This window comes from Nocardioides sp. NPDC127514 (assembly GCF_040302125.1).
GTDB lineage: Bacteria > Actinomycetota > Actinomycetes > Propionibacteriales > Nocardioidaceae > Nocardioides.
Genome location: NZ_JBEORF010000025.1, coordinates 1 through 18563 on the forward strand (window position 1 = coordinate 1; position 18563 = coordinate 18563).

The following is an 18563-nucleotide window of genomic DNA, read 5'->3' on the forward strand; positions in this document are numbered from 1 at the left end:
GCCGCCCAGCGCCAGCGGATCAACGTCGACCAGGCCCAGGCGCGCGACCTGGCCTCGGAGATCGGCCGAAGCCAGCCCCGCGACGACCAGGATGCTTGCGATGACGCCGGCGCCCAGTGCTCGCCGGGTGCGCCTGGAACTGATACCCCCCATGGTTCATGGGAGCACCGGGCAACCCCTCGCGCCATAGCCCAGGTGACTCATACTGCGAGCCACCCGTCCGCGATGAATCAGTCGACCTCGACCGCCGCCCGGCCGGGGGCGAACGAACGGGTTCCGGAGTGTCGGCGGACCACCACGCTCAGCGAGGCGATGATGCCGAGCGCGCCCAAGGCGGCCGCGGCATAGAAGGCCTCGCGCATCCCCGGTACGACCTCGCCGGGGGTGCCGTTGGCGACGTAGACCGAGGCGATCACGGCCAGCCCGATCGAGCCGCCGAGCTGCTGCATCGTCTGCACCAGACCCGAGGCCGAGCCGGCGTGGGCGGCGTCGACACCCTCCAGGCCGAGAGCCGTGGTGGAGGTGAAGACGAGGGAGGCGAAGGCGCCGTTGAGGAGGAAGGGAACCAGTACGGCGCCGGCGTACGTGCTCGTCTCCGTCAGCGTGCTCAGCCACACGAACGACAGGGTGAGACCGGTGGCGCCCAGGACCAGCACTCGCGACATCCCGATCCGGGCCGCGATCCGAGGCGCCACCCGGGACACCGCGAAGATCATCAGCGTCAGTGGCAGGAACGCCAGCCCGGAGGCGAGCGGCCCCATGTCGAGCACGCCCTGCAGGTAGATCACGGTCAGGTAGAACGTCGCGAACTGAGCCCCGACCAGCCCGACCGCGGCGATGAACGCGGCGACGCGGCGGTGGCTGTTGAAGAGGTGGAGCTGCAGCAGCGGGTGGGCGACCCGGCGCTCGGTGAGCACGAGGGCGACCAGCAGGAGCAGGCCGACCGCGATTCCGCCGAGAGTGCGCGCGGAGGTCCAGCCGTGCTCCGGGGCGCCGATCAGCGACCAGACGATCGCGGCCGCACCACCGGTCGCGGTCACGGCGCCGACGATGTCGAAGCGCCCCGGTCGCGGCGCGGTCTCGGCGACGAGACGGCCGACGAGGGCGAGCACGACGAGCCCGATCGGTACGTTGATGAACAGCGTCCAGCGCCACGACGCGATGTCGGTGAGGATGCCGCCGAGGATGAGCCCGATCGAGGCGCCGCTGGAGGAGACCGCGGAGAAGAGCGCGATCGCCCGGGCCCGGCCGCCCTCGTCCTTCGCGGACGTGGTCAGCAGGGCGAGCACCTGGGGTGCGGCGATCGCGGCGCCGAAGCCCTGCAGGGCGCGGGCGATCACGAGCAGGTCGTCGGTCGGCGCGAGTCCGCCGGCCAGTGAGAAGAGAGTGAAGACGGAGAGGCCGGCCACGAACACGCGCCGCCTGCCGAAGACGTCGCCGAGGCGACCGCCGAGCAGGAGGAGCCCGCCGAAGGCGAGCGTGTATCCGTTGAGCACCCAGGTGAGGGCGGCCGGAGTGAATTCGAGGTCGTCGGCGATCCGGGGGAGCGCGACGTTCACGACCGCCGCGTCGAGGACGATCATCAGCTGGGCGATCAGGACCAGGGCGATCCCGGCGCCGGCGGCCTTGGTGGCCGCGGGTGGCTTGGGTGGTGCCACGGTGGATGTCATGCGAGAGCTCCTGTTGGAGACGGAGAAGGAGTACAGTGAAGCGGAGGAAGTCTCCGCTTGATGACGACACTACCGGAGAGTGTCTCCGGTTAGCAACGCATTTAGCTGCTGTGGCGGAGGCTGCTGTTAACCTGAGGCGCCCGCAGCGAGGCGGGAGCCACTGAGGAGGTCCGGATGAGAGCCGACGCGCAGCGCAACCGCGAGCGGCTGATCGAGGTCGCCCACGCGGTGTTCAAGGAGCGCGGTCTCGACGCACCTCTCGACGAGGTGGCCCGGCGTGCGGGTGTCGGTCCCGGCACCCTCTACCGCCACTTCCCGACCCGCGAGGCGCTCCACGAGGCGATCATGGCGACCTGGATCGAGGAGGTCGCCGCTCACGTCGAGAAGGCGATGGCGACCGAGGGTGGGTGCCGGGAGAAGCTCCTCGCCTGGTTCGAGGAGTACGTCTCGCTGCTGACCCGCCACCAGGGCGCCGCCGCCAAGATCACCGCCTCCCTGGGCTGCCAGGACTCCCCGCTGCGCACCAAGTGCCAGACCTACGCCGACGCCAACGAGAGCGTCCTGAAGGAGATGGCCGAGCACGGCGTGCTCCGCGAGGGTGTCGACAACCTCGACGTGTGCCGTCTCCTCGGTGGCGTCGCGACCATGGCCGACCACTCCTCGCTCGAGGCCAAGGACGTACGTCCCATGCTCGATGTCATCGCGAACGGCGTCCTCAAGAACTGACCTCGCCTGGGGCACACTGGGCGTATGTCCTTCACCTCGCCGGTCAGCGGCCCGCAGAGCCCGCTGAAGCTGGAGTTTCCCCAGTCGCTCGCGACCTATGACGACTACGCCGCCGCGCAGAAGACGGTCGACTTCCTCTCCGACAAGGAGTTCCCGGTCGAGAACTGCATGATCGTCGGCACCGAGCTGAAGCAGATCGAGCGGATCACCGGCCGCCTCACCTGGAGCAAGGTCGCCCTCGCCGGCGTCCTCTCCGGCGCCTGGCTCGGTGTCTTCGTCGGCCTGATCATGTCGCTCTTCGGCAACGAGAACTTCCTCTTCATCCTGCTCTCGACCGTGCTCCTCGGTATCGTCTTCGGCCTCATCTGGTCGCTGATCGGCTACGCCGCCACCCGCGGCACCCGCGACTTCTCGAGCGTCAAGGTCATCGTGCCGACCAAGTACGAGGTCCTCGTCGAGCACAAGGTCGCCGGCCGTGCCCGCGAGCTCCTCGCCGACCTCCCGGGCGCCCTCCCCAACCCGTTCTCCTGACGGGCACCCTTCTCCTGCGTCTCGGATCGTGAGATAGGCGCGGCGTTCCCGTGTAGTCACACGTGTTCCGGGGAAGAACTCCGTTGGAGAAGGAGGCCCCGATGTCATCTCAGATCAACGTACGTCCCGCCGAGCTCGTCAGGCTCGCCGACCGCTGCATCGACTGGGCGATGGACCTGACCGGTGCGACCACGGACAACGCCGGCGCCCTCGTGGTCGCCTCACGCGACGCCGGCAACACCCAGGGCGGCTACGACACCATGGCTGCCCACGGGCCGCTGGTCGAGGCAGCCTCCAGCGCGCTCGAGTCGTTCGCGGCCGTCTTCGAGGCGGACGCCGACGCCCTCATGCTGTGCGCGTTCGACATCTCCGCGACCGACGAGGAGATCGCCCGGGCCGCCCAGTCGAGCAACTCGCTGGAGCCGGGTCCGACGCCGCGGCCTCCGGAGCCGACCCCGGGTCCGCAGCCGCCTTCACCCACTCCGAGCCCGTCACCGGGCCCGACCCCGACCCCGCGCTGAGAGGCACCGAGATGTCCGAAGGCACCTGGAAGCTGTGGGACGACGCTGCGTCGATCGACGACGCCTCGCGTGGCTGGACCTCGATCGCGAAGGCGCTCGACAGCGTCACCGAGGCGTTCATCAGCGGCTCCAAGGACGTCGTCGCCGACTGGGAGGGCCAGACGGCCGAGTCCTACGAAGGGCATCGCAAGACGCTCCTGACCGACCTCGACACGGCGCGCGAGCTCGCCGACAAGGCGTCCTCGGCCACGGCCCGGATCGCCGGCACCGTACGCATCGCCCAGGGCCACCTCGACCAGTCCTGGGCGACGGTGGCCCACATCCCGCACCAGGGCAGCCCGTCGGGTGACATCCGGTTCGAGCCCGAGACCCCCGAGGACAGCAAGCTGGTCACCGCCGCCATCGCGCGTGCCTCCGAGCTCCGGACCGGCCTCGACCGCGACCTCAACGCAGACCGGCAGGTGCTGATCGACACCACCGCTGCCTGGCGGGGGCTGGCGACGAGCATGGCGGCGATCGCCGAGTCCGGACAGGACCCGTTCCACCTCCCCGCCGACGTGGACTCGGTCGGCATGATCAACGTCGACGGAAAGACCTACATCAACACCGGCAGCGGCGACGACGTGGTCACGGTCGGGATCAACCCGTTGACCGGACGGCAGGTCGTCACCGTCAACGGCCAGATGTACGAGGTGCCACCCGGCAACGAGGTCGTCATCCGCGCCGGCGAGGGCAACGACGAGATCAACGTCCCGCAGGGCACCAACGTCAACCTCTCGCTGCTCGGTGGCAGAGGTGACGACCGGCTCAACGGCGGCAGCGGGAGCGACCGCATCCTCGGTGGCCAGGGCCGCGACCACGTCTTCGCCGGTGACGGCGACGACCGGGTCTCGGGCGGCACCGATCGCGACTACATCGACGCCCAGGGCGGCAACGACCTCGCCACCGGAGCGGGCGGCGACGACACCGTCTACGGCATGGCCGGGAACGACCGGATCAGCGGTGGTCGCGGCCAGGACTATCTCGAAGGGGCAGATGGCGACGACCTGCTCGTCGGCGGTGACGGCAACGACATCGCCTCCGGCGGCGACGACAACGACCGGATCCACGGTGGCGCCGGCGGTGACGTGACGTACGCCGGGCGGGGGAGCGACACCACCTACGGTGGCTCGGGTGACGACAAGGCCCACAGCGAATCCGGCGACACCGACGAGGACGTCGAGCAGCACGTGACGGTCCAGATCACCGAGGTCCCGGAGTGGATCAAGATCGAGGGTTCGCCGGAGTTCGTCGCCCGCACCCGCGCGGACCTCGAGATGCTGGCCGCGTCGCCGACCGGCCAGCAGATGCTCGCCGCGTTGGACCGGCGACACGACGACTCGGGCGTGTTCGGGATCGGGCAGGAGAACCTGACCATCCGCGAGTACGTCGGTGACACACCGAACAGCTCGGCGTCCAACGGGCCGATGGGCGGCAACGAGATCGAGTACATGCCGGACATCGACACGATGAACACCGGCAACCGTGCTCCCCAGACGCCCGTCGACGGCCCGCCGGTCGCGGTGCTCTACCACGAGATGGCGCACGTCTACGACTACATGCACGACACCCTCGAGCCCGGTGAGTATCACGGCGACGACCCCGAGAACCAGGGGACGAACAACCGTGAGCGTGAGGCTGCCGGTCTTCCCGTCGATCACGACAACGACCCCAGCACGCCGGAGCAGATCGACCCGGACCACCCGTACGTCTACACCGAGAACGGCCTCCGCGACGAGATGGGAGCTCCGCACCGTGACCACTACTAGGTTGATGCTCCTGGCATCGCTGCTGGCGGGAGGTCTGGTGATGAGCGGCTGCGCGAAGGTCCCGGAGGGGGAGCGTGAGATCGAGGGGGTGCGCTTCGAGTCCGAGGTCGCCCAGACGGACGGCGCGCTCGAGGTCAGCTATCGGGTGGTCAACGACGCGGACACCGACGTCTACGTGGTCGACTCGGTGCCGACGTACGCCAACGGGGCGCTGCAGCCGGAGTCGGCCGACACCGTCTACGTCCTGGGCAGCGGTGGGAGCCGAGCCGAGGTCAGCAAGCGGGTCTTCGCGCTGCCCGACGACAAGGACTTCGCGCAGATGCCGGCGGTCGGTTGGGCCAAGCTTGCGGCGGGAGAGGAGATGAAGCGGAACGTACGCGTGCCGTTGCCGCTCGAGGAATATCGACCGTTCGACGACGACTCCGTCCCGGAGCTCCCGGACCCGGTCGAGGAGGTCGTCTTCTGCATCGGCGTCCTCGACCTCCGCGACCTCTATCCGGAGGGCGTCCCAGCCGACGCGACCGGTCTCGCCCACTCCGACTCGGCCGCCGAGTCCCAGCAGATCTTCTGCTCCGATCCAGCATCACTGGACTGATGACGCGCGTCGGCGTACTCGTGGTGGCGCTGCTGATGTCCCTCAGCGGGTGCGCCGAGGACTCCCCCTACGGCGAGTTCGGTCCGTCGGGCTCAGCGTCGGCGCCGGAGGCGAGGTTCGATGCCGAGGTGACGGTCCGGGACGCCGAGGTGCAGGTGGCCTACCGGTTCGCCAACGACGGTGACGAGCCACTGCTGCTCATCAACCGGCCCGGGGTCGCGGCGGGCGCCGGCGTCCGCTACCGGGAGGACGCGGCGTACGTGACGGAGGACGCCGACGGCGGGGCACTGCTCTCACAGGCGCTGTTCGGTTTTCCGGACACCGACCAGACCTGGGCATCGATCCCGGATGTCGGGGTCACCGAGGTCGGGCCGGCCGAGGTTGTCGAGGTGGAGGTGACGTCGGCTCTGCCGTTGACCTGGTTCCATCCGTTCGGGACCGACCTCGGAACGGGGCCGATGTCGATCCCGAGGGACGTCGATGAAGTCAGGTTCTGCCTCGGTGTGGTCACCCCGCCCTTCCCCGAGTCGATGACTCCGCGAACCGAGGAGGACGGGACCAGGATCGTCGGCCACGCGAGCGCCAAGCAGCACCTGTACTGCTCGGACTCAGCGGCCGTGGGCTAGGTCGTACCAGGTGACCTCGGTGGCCATGCCGTTCGCGGTGCGGCCGAGACGCTTCTGGTAGGCGACGAGGGCGACCTGGGTGTTCCAGTCCAGGACGCCGGTGATCTTCGGACGCTCGGGCGCGGAGGTGGCGCTGAGGGCGCGCTGGAGGTCGCGGACGCTCTCGCCGGCGGAGCCGCGCTTGAGGAGCGGGCGGCTGTTGGCGGCCCACAGCGTCTTCCAGGCGCCCTGCGTCCAGGTCTTCCGCACTGTCAGGCCGTGCGAGCGCTGCCAGGCGTTGATCGAGCTCACCAGCCCTCGGTCGTACGTCCCGTCGATGGCGCCGCCGAAGTTCCCGCGCTCGCGGAGCATGCACTCGAGCGCCTTCGTGTAGATCGGCGAGGGAGTGTAGGAGCCGGTGCGCGGCCTCAGGGCGGGGTAGCTGGTGAAGCTGACCGGCACGCCGCCGCAATGGGTCACCGGCCGCGCGTAGGAGCCTCGGCCGAGGTCGACGAAGTTGGAGTCGATCTCGATGGTGGTGCCGCCGTGGGTCTCCTTGTGCGGGCCGCGGTACTGCTTGACGCGCTTGTGCGGGTTCCAGGGGGTGTCCGGGATGTAGCGGGTCGACGTGCCGGCGCGGCCGTCCCAGTCGGCGATCCACAGGTCCGCGGGGTAGACGAAGCCGCGCGGCTGGGCGTGCCAGACGGCGTACATCGCCTTGATGCCGGAGGACGCGCTCGAGTACATGCCCGGTCGGTAGCCGAGCGCTTTGATCCGGTGGCTCCAGGCCGAGACGAACCACATCGCCGACTCACGGCAGCGCTTGTTGCCGATGTCGAAGCCCTCGAGGTCGTAGAACATCGTGCTCCCGGCGGCGATGCCGTAGCGCTTGGCGGCGTCCACGGTCGCGTTGGCCTGGTTGATGCCCTGGCGCTTCGCCGTCGCGTACTGGTTGGTCGAGTTGGCGCTGATCCGCGGGTCGTCGCGGTAGCGCGGGAAGTGCGGGTTGCAGGATGCCTGCGGGCCGAGCGTGATCGGCAGCAGTCGCCAACCACGCGCCAGCTGGGTGCGCACCCAGGTCGAGCTGAGGTTGGTCTGGTTGCGGCAGCCGCGCGAGTTGCCCGCGATGTAGATGCCGACCGCGCCGAAGTTCGAGTGCCTCCACCAGCGGTCCATCGCAGTCTGCGAAGGCGCCTGGCACTGGTCGAAGCCATAGCCGGTGAAGTTGCCCGGCGTGACCCGGTTCGCGGCGGCCGCGGGGCTGGGCATTGCCAGCCCCGCGACGCCGACGACGCCCGAGATCAAGCCCGCGCCGAGCGCCCGTCTGACGTACTTGAACCTGGTGAAGTCCCCCATATTTCGTCACGGTAGTCACAACCGTCACTCAGTTACCAGTGGACTCGCCAGGCGTACGTCCTTAGTACGCCAGCAGGGTCTCGTCGATCTTCTCCCAGGCCGCACGGAGCTCCGCCAGATCCTCGGGCCGCTTCCGGGCCAGGTCGGCCTGCTCGCGTACGTCCTCACTCAGGGTCGTAGAGGTGGTCGGTGCCGTCGAGCTGCAGGTACTTCAGCGAGCCGCGGCGCAGCGCCCGCTGTCCGCGCATGCGCCAGAAGAGGTCCTGGGTCTCGCGCGGCCGGCCGCCGAAGAGGAGCGGCACCAGGCTGGTGCCGTCCAGCGGATACTCCGGCGACGGCGTGGCGCCGGCGAGCTCCAGGAAGGTCGCGGTCCAGTCGGTCGTGACCGCGGGCTCGTCGCTGACCTGGCGACCGGGCAGGGTGCCGGGCCAGCTGAGGATGGTGGGCACCCGGATGCCGCCTTCGTTGAGGCCCGACTTCGCTCCGGTGAACGGCCACACGTTGGAGAACCGCTCGCCGCCGTTGTCGCTGGCGAAGAAGACGACGGTGTCGCGGAGCTGGCCGGTGCGCTCGAGGGCCCGGATGACCTGGCCGATCGACTGGTCGAGGTCCTCGACCATGGTCTTGTACGTCGCCAGCGAGCCGCCGTCGTTGTGGAAGAGCACGCCCTTCTCGCCGTCCTCGATCCGGGCGGTCAGCTCATCGCTCACCGCCTTGTCCTCGGGTCCCTCCCAGGGCCAGTGCGGCGTGGTGAAGTTGAGGTTGAGGAGCCAGGGGGCGTCGTGGTCGCGCTCGATGAAGCTGACGGCCTTCTCGGTGACGATCTCGGTGTAGTAGCGAAGGTCCTCGACCTCCACCTCGTCCTCGTAGAGGTCGTGGTCGCCGTTGTGGTTGACCTTCGAGAAGTAGTCGAGGCCACCGGAGAAGTTGCCGAAGAACTCGTCCCAGCCGACCCTGGTCGGGCTGTACCAGGGCAGATAGCCACAGTGCCACTTGCCGAACAGCGCGGTCCGGTAGCCCTGGTCCTTGAGCAGCGAGGCCAGCGTCGGATGGTCGAGAGGGATGCCGTGCAGCTCGTTGGGCGAGCTGATCGGCTCCGGCAGGCCGCCGGCGAGGCGACCGGGGTAGCGCCCGGTGTAGAGGCCGAAGCGGGTGGGGGAGCAGACCGAGGAAGCGGAGTACGCATCGGTGAACCGCACGCCCGAGGCCGCGAGCCGGTCCAGGTGGGGCGTCTTGATGTCGGGGGAGCCGTAGGCGGACAGATCGGCCCAGCCGAGGTCGTCGCCCAGGATGACCAGGAGGTTGGGCTTGCGCTTGGGCCGGTTGACCTTACGGGCCTTGAACGGAGTCTCGGTGGCTGCGTTGGCGGGTGTGGCGAGGCCGGTGGCGGCGACCGCGCCGGCCCCGGTGGCGAGCAGGCTGCGTCGGCTGAACGTGCTGGGGGAGGACACCGAATGGCCTTTCTTTAGTGAATAACTACGAATAGAAGACTAGGGGTTGGTCCAACCTGCGGGCAGAGGTCTCGGTCGGCGGACGCGACGGGACGTTGGTCCCGGTACATATGGGCCCTAACCAAACCCGCCTGGCGGCGTTACCTTGGTAAAGGAATGGATCGCCAAGGGGGTGGGGACCTGTGCGGCAGCGACGACGCGATCGGGTGACGCCGGTCCTCTTCGCGATCACGGTCATGCTCGCGCTGACGGTCGCCGGGATCATCCATGTCGCGCACGGCGGCGAGGTGATCGGGCCGTTCGCGGTCGCCGACCAGGTCAGCTCGACCACCAGGCAGGTCAACACGCCCTATGTCTGCTGGGACGGCAACGGCTCCGGTTCCCTGACCCGGTGCCCGGACCCGCGCGGCGCGGACGGCATGAAGTGGGTCTTCCCCGGCTACGAGGACGCTGCCCGGAGCGCCGAGTGCGCCCCCGGTGAGACCGAGGCGCGCGACCTCTTCGTGGAGTGCTCGATGTCCTGGCGCGGCTCCCAGGTCTACCTCCACTACGCCTACTGGGGCGATTGGCGGACCGGTCAGAGGAAGTACGCCGCCACCGGCTCGACCCCGAGGATCGAGCAGCGCCTCGACGGCGCGATGTCGCTCTCCTGGCGTCCGCGCCGGTTGCCCACCCCGCACGGCGAGGCCTCCTGGGTCACCGCCGAGATGGTCGAGGGTCACGGCTGGAGCGTCGCCGCCTACGCCGGGGACGGCGAGGTGGCTCGGCAGGCGCTCCACGAGTTCGGTCAGATCCGCGACCTGCGGGAGTGGCGCGGGCTGCCCCGCTGACGACTAAGGGGATTGGGCACTTCTGACGTAGATTTCTGCCCGTGACCGAGACTTCGTCCGCTGCCGTTGCGTCCGATCTTCCGCTCCTGGACACCGTGCACCACGCTGCCGGTGACCCCGACCGAGAGCAGCCCTGGGCCGAGCTCGGCCTGAAGGAGGACGAGTACGCCGAGATCAGGCGCATCCTCGGCCGCCGGCCGACCGGCGCCGAGCTGGCGATGTACTCGGTGATGTGGTCGGAGCACTGCTCCTACAAGTCCTCCAAGGTGCACCTGAAGCAGTTCGGCGAGATCCCGCAGGAGACCCCGGCAGGAAAGATGCTCGCCGGCATCGGTGAGAACGCGGGCGTCCTCGACGTCGGCCAGGGCTACGCGGTCACCTTCAAGGTCGAGTCCCACAACCACCCCTCCTACGTCGAGCCCCACCAGGGCGCCGCGACCGGTGTCGGCGGCATCGTCCGCGACATCCTCGCGATGGGCGCGCGGCCGGTCGCCGTCATGGACCCGCTCCGCTTCGGACCGCTCTCTGAGGAGGACACCCACCGGGTGCTGCCCGGGATCGTGTCCGGCATCGGCCACTACGGCAACTGCCTGGGCCTGCCCAACATCGGTGGTGAGGCCGTCTTCGACGCCTCCTACCTCGGCAACCCGCTGGTCAACGCGCTCTGCGTCGGCGTACTGCGTCACGAGGACCTCCACCTCGCCAAGGCGTCCGGCGCCGGCAACCTGGTGATCATGTACGGCGCGCGCACCGGCGGCGACGGCATCGGCGGCGCCTCGATCCTCGCGAGCGTCGAGTTCGACGAGGACGGTCCGGCCAAGCGCCCGAGCGTGCAGGTCGGCGACCCGTTCATGGAGAAGCTGCTGATCGAGTGCACCCTCGAGCTCTTCTCCGCCGGCATCGTCCGCGGCATCCAGGACTTCGGTGCGGCCGGCATCTCGTGTGCCACCTCCGAGCTCGCCGCCGCCGGTGACGGCGGCATGCACGTGCACCTCGAGCGGGTGCCGCTGCGCGACTCGACGCTCGCTCCGGAGGAGATCCTGATGAGCGAGTCGCAGGAGCGGATGATGGCGGTCATCGCGCCCGAGGACGAGGCGACCTTCATGGACATCTGCGCCAAGTGGGACGTCGAGGCGGCCGTGATCGGCACCGTGACCGGCGAGGGCCGGCTGCGCGTCGACTGGCACGGCGAGACCATCGTCGACGTCGACCCGACCACCGTGGCCCACGACGGCCCGGTCTACGAGCGCCCCTACGCCCGCCCGTCGTGGCAGGACGCGCTGCAGGCCGACGTGGCCGAGAAGCTCCCGCGTGCGGCCTCGGCCGACGAGCTCCGCTCGACCGTCCTCCAGCTGGTCGCCTCGGAGAACCTGTGCGACAAGTCCTGGATCACCGAGCAGTACGACCGCTATGTGCGCGGCAACACCGTCCTGTCCCAGCCCGCCGACGGCGGCATGATCCGGGTCGATGAGTCGACCAACCTCGGTGTCGCGCTCGCCACCGACGCCAACGGCCGCTTCGCCAAGCTGGACCCGTACGCCGGTGCCCAGCTCGCGCTGTCTGAGTCCTACCGCAACGTGGCCTCCGTCGGCGCCAAGCCGCTGGCCATCTCCGACTGCCTCAACTTCGGCTCCCCGGAGGACCCCGACGTGATGTGGCAGTTCGCCGAGGCCACCCGCGGCCTGAAGGACGCCTGCCTCGAGCTCGGCATCCCGGTCACCGGCGGCAACGTCTCCCTCTACAACCAGACCGGCGAGACCGCCATCCACCCCACGCCGGTGGTCGCGACGCTCGGTGTGATCGAGGACGTCACCACGCGTACGCCTTCGGACTTCCAGGCGGCCGACGAGGTCGTCGTCCTGCTCGGCGAGACCCACGAGGAGCTCTCCGGCTCGGAGTGGGCCCACGTCGTGCACGGCCACCTCGGCGGGCTGCCGCCCAAGGTGAACCTGGCGGCCGAGAAGGCGCTCGCCGAGCTGCTGCTGGAGGCACGTTTCGTCACCTCCGCCCATGACCTCTCCGACGGTGGCCTGATGCAGGCCCTGGCCGAGCCGGCGATGTCGTCGGGGATCGGCGTCTCGGTCACGCTCGCCGGCGACCCGTTCGTCGCGCTCTTCTCGGAGTCGGTCGCCCGCGCGGTCGTCACCGTAAAGGCCGCCGATGTCGAGCGGCTCACCTCGCTGGCCGAGCGCCACGGGGTCGCGGCGACGCAGCTCGGTGTGACGGGTGGCGCGGCGTACTCGATCTCCTACGACGGCGGCAGCGTCGAGATCCCGCTCGAGGAGCTCACCGGCGTCTGGCGCTCGACCCTGCGGGACGCGCTGGCCTGATCGGCGCGTCGCCGGCGCGGCTTGCGGTGGATGATCCACTCGGCGATCAGCAGGTTCACGACCCAGCTGACCCACGCTGAGGCCGCGGCTGCGCTGGCGAGCGTGGCGTCCTCGGTGCCGAGCTCGGCGTTGGTCATGATGTCGGGCACGAAGATCAACATCAGGGCCATGCCCCAGAAACGGTTGGCGACGATCGAGAACGCCATCGCATAGCTGCGGTACATCCACTCGCGGTGGTCCTTGAAGCGACGCTGTCGCGCGGCCCGGTAGCCCTGCACGGTGAACAGCAGGAACAGTACGGCCAAGAAGGTGTTGCCGACCTGCTGGGACGGTCCGGCGGCGGGGAACTGGCTGGTGACCAGCGCTCCCACACCGGTCGGGATCGCGGTGGCGACATAGGTGCGCCCGGTCCAGCGGTGCATCGTCGGATGGTTGGCGCGCAGCCACGGCCACAGCTGGAGTACGCCGCAGCAGAGCATCACCGAGCCGAAGAAGATGTGTGTCACCAGCGCCGGGTAGAAGACCGGCCCGCGGTCGGTCTCGACGAGCGACTGCGACGGGTCCAGTCCGACGTACCGCGGCAACGCCGTCACCAGGAAGATCACCGTCGCGGCGGCCAGCGGGAAGACCCACCACTGGCGTGCCAGAGGTCGTTGCGAAGTGCTCATGAGCCGTCCGATCTAATAGCGTACGTGATTAACAGTTTATAGATTACGCAGAAGCGAGAGGCGGTCAACCCGTTTCTGGAGGGAGCAGGGCATGATGGAGGGGATGAGTTCCGACCTGATCCCTCGTCTGTGGGGCAAGTCCCCGCCCGGCCGACGCGGCCCCAAGCCGGCGCTGAGCGTTGCCCAGATCGTCGAGGCCGCCTACGTCATCGCTGATGAGCAGGGCCTCGCCGCTGTCTCGATGGCGCGGGTCGCCGAGGCGCTGGGCTGCTCCCCGATGGCGCTGTATCGGCACGTGAAGAACAAGGACGAGTTGCTCATCCTGCTCGCCGACCGTCTCTGTGCGGAGCTGCCGGCGCCGTCGCGCGACCTGGGCTGGCGCGATGGTCTGGCAGCCTGGATGCGCGCGCAGGTCGACCTGTCTCTGAGTCGGCCGTGGTTCCTCGATCTGCCTCTCGTCGGCACGCTTCCGGGGCCGAACCGCCTCGCCTGGATCGATCTCGGGTTCTACTACCTCCGAGAGGTGACGCTGCCTCCCGAGGAGAAGATGGCGATTCTGGGCATCATCTCGCAGTACGCCTTGGGTGAGGCGAGGATCGAGATCGAGGCCGCCCGGTTCCCGGAGAACCCCTATGCGAGGTTCGAGGAGATGCTCGTGACGTACGCGGATCCGGAGCGTTTCCCGAACCTGATGGAGTCGATGGCCACCTGGCGGCCCGCTGGGCCGGGCGAGGAGTCCGACTCCGACGACCCGTCGGCCTTCGGGCAGCGCCTGCTGATGGCGGGGATCGCGGCCCACATCGAGCGTCACATGGGGCGCAGCACTCCCAAGTAAAGGTAGATACCCTGGCGGGGATGTTCCCCCACCTGCATCGCCCCGTGTCCTATGTCCTCGCTCTGCTGTTGGCTGCTGCCGCGCTGCTCGTCAGCGCCGGTCCGGCGTCCGCGGGGGAGGGTGGGACGATCAAGCGGCTGGCGAACTCGGCTCGTTCCGAAGCGGGCCTGGACCCGCTGACACGCGACTCCGCACTCGACGCTCTGGCGCGGAAGTGGGCCTACAAGATCGGCGCCGACGGGGCGCTCTCGCACAACCCCGACCTCGCCGAGCAGGTGCCGGAGGGGTGGCAGGGGATCGGGGAGAACGTCGCCTCGGGCTACCGGACCGGCGCAGCGATGCACCGGGGCTGGATGAACTCCGACGGGCACCGGGCCAACATCCTGGGCGACTACACCCACATCGGGATCGCCTTCGTGGAGGTCGACGGCACCACCTGGGGCGTCCAGGTCTTCGCGAAGTATCCGGCGGGCGTGCGGCCGACCGAGAAACCGAAGGCCACCACCGCCCCGGCGCCGACGACCCCAGCGGAGACCAAGGCCCCGACTCCTCGGCAGACCGCGAAGCCCAAGAAGTCGGCGACGGCTTCCCCGACCCCGTCGCGTACGCCCTCCGCGTCCGTCTCCGCGTCGCCTTCGACGTCGCCCTCGGCGTCACCGTCTGAGTCGGATTCTTCCTCGGCCGCGCCCGTGGGCGACTCGGAGACGGCGGGCCCGGTCACGTTCACCGACGTCTCGGACGGTCCTGCTCCTGGCTCGAGCGGGCTGTTCGGGATCGGCTTTGTCGAGATCGCCGTCGGCTTGCTCGCGCTGTCGGGTCTGGGTCTGCTCACCGCCCTGCTCCTGGCCCGGCGCCGGCGCCGCGAACCGCCCCGGCCTGGCCCGCAGGGCCCTCGGCACGCCCGGCCCGTCGGGCCGTACCCCGGTGGCGGCCCGGTCTATCGGGGCCAGGTCCACCCCGCCGGACCCGGTCCCGGTCACGCCAACCCGGGCCGCCCCAACCCGGGTTACCCGAACCCTGGTCTCCCCAACCCTGGTCGCCCCAACCCTGGTCGCCCCAACCCGGGCGGCCCGACGCAGTATCCTGGCGACCGCCGCCCCTGGTAGGGCCTAGTCGGCGACCGCCGCGGCGACGGGCCGCGGGCTGTCGGTCGAGACGCTCCGGGCCGACGGCGTACGCCGGAAGACGAGGAACGCGACCACGCCCGAGATCGCCATCATCGTGACCGGCAGCCAGAACGCGACCTGCAGGGCCTCGGCAGCCAGCGGCGCGACGGCTGCTCGCTCGGCGGGAGCGAGGGAGCTGAGTGCTCCGATGCCATCGCTGCCGAGTCCGGGAAGGCGGGATGAGAGGGCGCCGGCCAGGAGCACCGAGACGCCGGCGGTGCACAGCGCGGTGGCCACCTGGTTCAGCACGTTGATCATCGTGGAGCCGGCCGGGATGGCGCTGTCCTCGAGGTAGCGGGTGGCGATGGTCATGGTCGGCAGCATCACGAACCCGGCGCCCGCGGTCGCGATGGCGTGGGTCGCGGCCAGGGCCAGCATCGGCGCGTCCGCGCTCAGCTGGAGCGCCAGGGCGCCGAAGCCCAGGGTGGAGATCACGATGCCCGAGCCGATCACCGGCAGCGGCGGGAAGCGGTCGATGAGCCGGCCGGAGACCTGGATCATGATCCCGGCCGCGATGCCGGCAGGAGCCATCAGCAGTCCCGCGGTGGTCGCGGACTCGCCGCGTACGACCTGCCAGTAGAGCGGCACCAAGATCATCGAGCCGAAGTAGCCACCGGCGAAGCAGACCAGCAGCGCGGCGCTGCCGCCGGTCAGGCGCCGGCCGAGGAGCCGGATGTCGAGCAGAGGAGCGGCGGTGCGCAGCGCGTGCCGGACGAAGAGCGCCACCAGGACGATCCCGGCCCCGATCGGGACCAGCACCTGCGCCTCGAACAGGGTCCCCTCGGCGAACGAGGTGCCCAGCACGAGGAGAGCCATCGCGGGAGGAAGCAGGAGCAGGCCGCGTACGTCCAGGCGGGCGCTCGGACCGCGCTCCAGGCGCGGCAGGTTGCGCATCCCGAGGACGAGGCCGATCAGGCCCAGCGGCAGGTTGATCAGGAACATCCACCGCCACGACATCGTGTCGAGCAGCCAGCCGCCGAGCACCGGTCCGAAGACGGGACCGACCAGCACCGGCAGGCCCATCAGGGCCATCAGCCGGCCGCGCTCCTCCGGCGGTGCCGAGCGCAGCGTCAGGGTCATCGCGGCCGGCATCACGAATCCGCCGCCGAGCCCCTGCAGCACCCGGAACGCGATCAGCGACTCGACGTTCCATGACGCCGCGACCAGGCCGGATCCGATCGTGAAGACGCCGATCGCGGTCAGGAAGACCTGGCGGGCGCCGAACCGGCTGATCGCCCAGGCCGCGGCCGGGATGACCGTTGCCAGGGCGAGCGTGTAGCCGGTGGCGACCCATTGGATCACCGGCAGCGATGCGCCCGTCTCCTGGGAGAGACGGGCGATCGCGACCGCGACGATCGTGATGTCGATCGGGATCATCACCGTGCCGGCGATGACGGTGAGCACGATCGTTGTCGGGCTCGGGGCCGTGCGGAGTCGGGGTGTCATGCGTCCAGTCTGGAAGCTAAAGTGAACTTGAGGTCAAGGGGTTTCGGCCCGACGTCAGCTCGACCGCTCCATGGTCCGTACGCCGACGAGCACCCCGCCCACCGCGACGGCAGCGGCCGCGACGAAGCCGCCGATGACGACATCGGCCGGGAACTGACCGGCGAAGAGCGCCCGCTCCGCCTCCACGACGTACGTCATCGGGTTGATGTCGCTGAGGAACCGCAGCCAGCCGGGAGCCCCGTCGAGCGGGAGGAGGACGCCGGAGAGGAGCAGCAGCGGGAAGATCAGCATCTGCTGCACCGTCCAGAAGATCCAGTCCTGCTCCTTGGCGGCGGTGGCCAGGGCGAAGCTGAGCGCGCCCAGCCCGATCGCGAAGAGCGAGACGATGACGGCTCCGACCAGGACCCCGCCGAGGTGGAGGTCGAAGCTGAACGGGGTCACCACGGCGAGGATGACCACCGTCTGGAACAGCACCGGCACGACCTCCTTCAGGGCCCGTCCGACCAGCAGGGACGGCCGGGAGAGGGGCGAGACCAGGAGTCGTTCGTGGGAGCCGGAGCGGATCTCCGCGGTCAGGTCGGCGCCGGTCATCGAGGCGCCCATCAGCGCGGTCATGACGACGATGCCCGGCACGAACCACTGCAGTGCGCTGCCGTTCTCGACGTCGGGCAGGAGTGGCGCGAAGAGACCCAGGAAGACCAGCGGCTGCACCATCGCGAAGAGCATGGAGGCGGGCTGGCGCAGCTTGGGCGTGAGCTCGCGGAGCAGCACGGTCCAGGTGTCGGTGAGGAAGCCGGTCGGTCGGCTCGGTACTCGGGTGGAGGTCCGGACCTGTGCGGTCGGGACGGTGAGGGTGGTCATGCTGCTGCTCCTTCGGTCTGGGTGGTGGCGGACTCGGCCGACTCGCGCAGGCTGCGGCCGGTCAGGTCGAGGAAGACGTCGTCGAGGGTGGGGGCGTGGACCTCCATCCGGATCGCGGGGGTGCCGTGGGCGGCCAGGTCGATCGCCAGGGCCGGCGCACTGTCGGCGCCGCGCGGAGTGCGGATCGAGACCTGCGTCCCGGTGCGCTCGATGACGGTCGGACCGGACAGCGCCGACTCGGCGCGGGCTGCGGCGGTGGTGGCATCCGCCTCGGTGCCGAAGCCGAGGAGCACCAGGTCGCCGAGCCTCTCCTTGAGCCGGGTGGCGGTGTCGTCGGCGATCACGAGGCCGTGGTCGATGACGATCACCCGTCCGGCGAGCGCGTCGGCCTCCTCGAGGTAGTGGGTGGTGAGCACGATCGTGGTGCCGTCCTCGTGGAGCCGGCGGATCTGCTCCTGCAGGTTGGCGCGGTTCTGCGGGTCGAGGCCGGTCGACGGCTCGTCCAGGAACAGCACCTCGGGGTGGTTGAGCAGCCCGATCGCGATGTCGAGCCGCCGCCGCTGGCCGCCGCTGAGCGTCTGGACCGCGCGGTCGGCGTACTCCTGGAGGTCGAAGGCCACGAGCAGCTCCTCGATGCGCGCCTTCGCGGCGGCGCGCGGGATGCCGTGGGCGCGAGCCTGCGACATCAGCTCGTCGCGGCCGCGCTGGATGAACGCGGCGGCGTTGCCCTGGCCGACGTAGCCGATCGAGCGCCGGACGGCGCCGCGCGAGCGGACGACGTCGTGGCCGGCGACCTCGGCGGTGCCGGAGGTGGGCGGGATGAGAGTGGTCAGCATCCGCAAGGTGGTCGACTTGCCGGCTCCGTTGGGACCGAGGAAGGCGACGAGCTCACCTTGGTGGATCTCGAGATCGAGCCCGCGTACGGCCTCGACGGTCTTCTTGCTTCGGGTGAAGTGCCTGGTCAGCGCCTGAGTGCGGATCACCGGCCGCTGGTTGCTGTGGTTCGTCATGTCTTCAGCCTCTGACCTCATCCGGTCATCTTCTGTCCGCTTTCGAAAATTTCTTCCGAGTTCCGGTTTAGAAGTTCGGCGAATGGGTAAGAGAGAGGTAGTGCGGAGTCGGTCGGCTCGAGGAGGGGGCGAGCCGACCGACGCGCAGGCTAAG

General features: G+C 69.7%; 17 protein-coding genes. 10 read left to right on the top strand and 7 right to left on the bottom strand.

Annotation, left to right across the window (positions count from 1 at the left end):
- Positions 1 to 230: 230 nt before the first annotated feature.
- Positions 231 to 1670, bottom strand: coding sequence for an MFS transporter (locus ABTX24_RS19695; protein WP_350841960.1), 1440 nt, complete (start codon positions 1668 to 1670; stop codon positions 231 to 233).
- A gap of 174 nt (positions 1671 to 1844) precedes the next feature.
- On the opposite strand from ABTX24_RS19695, the gene ABTX24_RS19700 reads away from it, so the two are divergent.
- From ABTX24_RS19700 to ABTX24_RS19725, 6 genes are all read left to right on the top strand, one after another.
- Positions 1845 to 2396, top strand: a complete 552-nt coding sequence (locus ABTX24_RS19700; RefSeq protein WP_160026684.1) for a TetR/AcrR family transcriptional regulator — start codon at positions 1845 to 1847, stop codon at positions 2394 to 2396.
- A gap of 24 nt (positions 2397 to 2420) precedes the next feature.
- Entirely contained in the window at positions 2421 to 2927 is a 507-nt protein-coding gene (locus tag ABTX24_RS19705) for a YflT domain-containing protein (protein WP_160026685.1), read from the top strand.
- Between the two features lie 101 nt (positions 2928 to 3028).
- Positions 3029 to 3448 carry a hypothetical protein gene (locus ABTX24_RS19710; RefSeq protein ID WP_350841963.1) on the top strand — a complete coding sequence of 140 codons (420 nt, stop codon included), beginning with the start codon at positions 3029 to 3031 and terminating at the stop codon, positions 3446 to 3448.
- 11 nt (positions 3449 to 3459) lie between these two features.
- Entirely contained in the window at positions 3460 to 5256 is a 1797-nt protein-coding gene (locus ABTX24_RS19715; RefSeq protein ID WP_350841965.1) for a M91 family zinc metallopeptidase, read from the top strand.
- Positions 5243 to 5851, top strand: a complete 609-nt coding sequence (locus ABTX24_RS19720) for a hypothetical protein (RefSeq protein WP_160026688.1) — start codon at positions 5243 to 5245, stop codon at positions 5849 to 5851. Before ABTX24_RS19715 ends, ABTX24_RS19720 begins: the two co-directional genes overlap by 14 nt.
- Positions 5851 to 6477 (top strand): hypothetical protein, encoded by a 627-nt coding sequence (locus ABTX24_RS19725; RefSeq protein WP_350841967.1) that lies wholly within the window; start codon positions 5851 to 5853, stop codon positions 6475 to 6477. The genes ABTX24_RS19720 and ABTX24_RS19725 overlap by 1 nt, the downstream gene beginning before the upstream one ends.
- Here ABTX24_RS19725 and ABTX24_RS19730 read toward each other — a convergent pair.
- Both ABTX24_RS19730 and ABTX24_RS19735 read right to left on the bottom strand, forming a co-directional pair.
- On the bottom strand, positions 6460 to 7812 hold the full coding sequence (locus tag ABTX24_RS19730) for a glycoside hydrolase domain-containing protein (RefSeq protein WP_350841969.1): 1353 nt from the start codon (positions 7810 to 7812) through the stop codon (positions 6460 to 6462). The two genes, ABTX24_RS19725 and ABTX24_RS19730, sit on opposite strands and share 18 nt — an antisense overlap.
- A gap of 164 nt (positions 7813 to 7976) precedes the next feature.
- Complete coding sequence (locus ABTX24_RS19735) at positions 7977 to 9263, bottom strand: sulfatase-like hydrolase/transferase (RefSeq protein ID WP_350841971.1); 1287 nt, start codon at positions 9261 to 9263, stop codon at positions 7977 to 7979.
- Positions 9264 to 9445: 182 nt separating this feature from the next.
- Between ABTX24_RS19735 and ABTX24_RS19740 the strand changes: the two genes are divergently transcribed.
- On the top strand, positions 9446 to 10093 hold the full coding sequence (locus ABTX24_RS19740) for a hypothetical protein (RefSeq protein WP_350841973.1): 648 nt from the start codon (positions 9446 to 9448) through the stop codon (positions 10091 to 10093).
- Positions 10094 to 10134: 41 nt separating this feature from the next.
- Positions 10135 to 12423 carry a phosphoribosylformylglycinamidine synthase subunit PurL gene (gene purL, locus ABTX24_RS19745; protein ID WP_350841975.1) on the top strand — a complete coding sequence of 763 codons (2289 nt, stop codon included), beginning with the start codon at positions 10135 to 10137 and terminating at the stop codon, positions 12421 to 12423.
- Here purL and ABTX24_RS19750 read toward each other — a convergent pair.
- Positions 12342 to 13091, bottom strand: a complete 750-nt coding sequence (locus ABTX24_RS19750; protein WP_350841977.1) for a DUF2306 domain-containing protein — start codon at positions 13089 to 13091, stop codon at positions 12342 to 12344. The genes purL and ABTX24_RS19750 overlap by 82 nt on opposite strands.
- Before the next feature lie 103 nt (positions 13092 to 13194).
- On the opposite strand from ABTX24_RS19750, the gene ABTX24_RS19755 reads away from it, so the two are divergent.
- Complete coding sequence (locus ABTX24_RS19755; RefSeq protein WP_350841979.1) at positions 13195 to 13926, top strand: TetR/AcrR family transcriptional regulator; 732 nt, start codon at positions 13195 to 13197, stop codon at positions 13924 to 13926.
- 20 nt (positions 13927 to 13946) lie between these two features.
- Positions 13947 to 15032, top strand: coding sequence for a CAP domain-containing protein (locus ABTX24_RS19760; protein WP_350841981.1), 1086 nt, complete (start codon positions 13947 to 13949; stop codon positions 15030 to 15032).
- A gap of 3 nt (positions 15033 to 15035) precedes the next feature.
- Here the strand turns inward: ABTX24_RS19760 and ABTX24_RS19765 are convergent, their stop codons facing one another.
- From ABTX24_RS19765 to ABTX24_RS19775, 3 genes are read right to left on the bottom strand one after another with little or no spacing between them, the layout of a single operon-like run.
- A complete protein-coding gene (locus ABTX24_RS19765) occupies positions 15036 to 16538 on the bottom strand; it encodes a DHA2 family efflux MFS transporter permease subunit (RefSeq protein ID WP_350841983.1) in 1503 nt (500 codons plus the stop codon).
- 54 nt (positions 16539 to 16592) lie between these two features.
- Positions 16593 to 17399 carry an ABC transporter permease gene (locus ABTX24_RS19770; RefSeq protein WP_350841985.1) on the bottom strand — a complete coding sequence of 269 codons (807 nt, stop codon included), beginning with the start codon at positions 17397 to 17399 and terminating at the stop codon, positions 16593 to 16595.
- A complete protein-coding gene (locus ABTX24_RS19775) occupies positions 17396 to 18409 on the bottom strand; it encodes an ATP-binding cassette domain-containing protein (RefSeq protein ID WP_350841987.1) in 1014 nt (337 codons plus the stop codon). The genes ABTX24_RS19770 and ABTX24_RS19775 overlap by 4 nt, the downstream gene beginning before the upstream one ends.
- Between the last annotated feature and the right edge of the window lie 154 nt (positions 18410 to 18563).

Coding starts and splice junctions, on each gene's coding strand:
- ABTX24_RS19695 (WP_350841960.1), bottom strand. CDS start 1,670: ATGACATCCACCGTGGCACCACCCAAGCCACCCGCGGCCACCAAGGCC.
- ABTX24_RS19700 (WP_160026684.1), top strand. CDS start 1,845: ATGAGAGCCGACGCGCAGCGCAACCGCGAGCGGCTGATCGAGGTCGCC.
- ABTX24_RS19705 (WP_160026685.1), top strand. CDS start 2,421: ATGTCCTTCACCTCGCCGGTCAGCGGCCCGCAGAGCCCGCTGAAGCTG.
- ABTX24_RS19710 (WP_350841963.1), top strand. CDS start 3,029: ATGTCATCTCAGATCAACGTACGTCCCGCCGAGCTCGTCAGGCTCGCC.
- ABTX24_RS19715 (WP_350841965.1), top strand. CDS start 3,460: ATGTCCGAAGGCACCTGGAAGCTGTGGGACGACGCTGCGTCGATCGAC.
- ABTX24_RS19725 (WP_350841967.1), top strand. CDS start 5,851: ATGACGCGCGTCGGCGTACTCGTGGTGGCGCTGCTGATGTCCCTCAGC.
- ABTX24_RS19730 (WP_350841969.1), bottom strand. CDS start 7,812: ATGGGGGACTTCACCAGGTTCAAGTACGTCAGACGGGCGCTCGGCGCG.
- ABTX24_RS19750 (WP_350841977.1), bottom strand. CDS start 13,091: ATGAGCACTTCGCAACGACCTCTGGCACGCCAGTGGTGGGTCTTCCCG.
- ABTX24_RS19755 (WP_350841979.1), top strand. CDS start 13,195: ATGAGTTCCGACCTGATCCCTCGTCTGTGGGGCAAGTCCCCGCCCGGC.
- ABTX24_RS19760 (WP_350841981.1), top strand. CDS start 13,947: ATGTTCCCCCACCTGCATCGCCCCGTGTCCTATGTCCTCGCTCTGCTG.
- ABTX24_RS19765 (WP_350841983.1), bottom strand. CDS start 16,538: ATGACACCCCGACTCCGCACGGCCCCGAGCCCGACAACGATCGTGCTC.
- ABTX24_RS19770 (WP_350841985.1), bottom strand. CDS start 17,399: ATGACCACCCTCACCGTCCCGACCGCACAGGTCCGGACCTCCACCCGA.
- ABTX24_RS19775 (WP_350841987.1), bottom strand. CDS start 18,409: ATGACGAACCACAGCAACCAGCGGCCGGTGATCCGCACTCAGGCGCTG.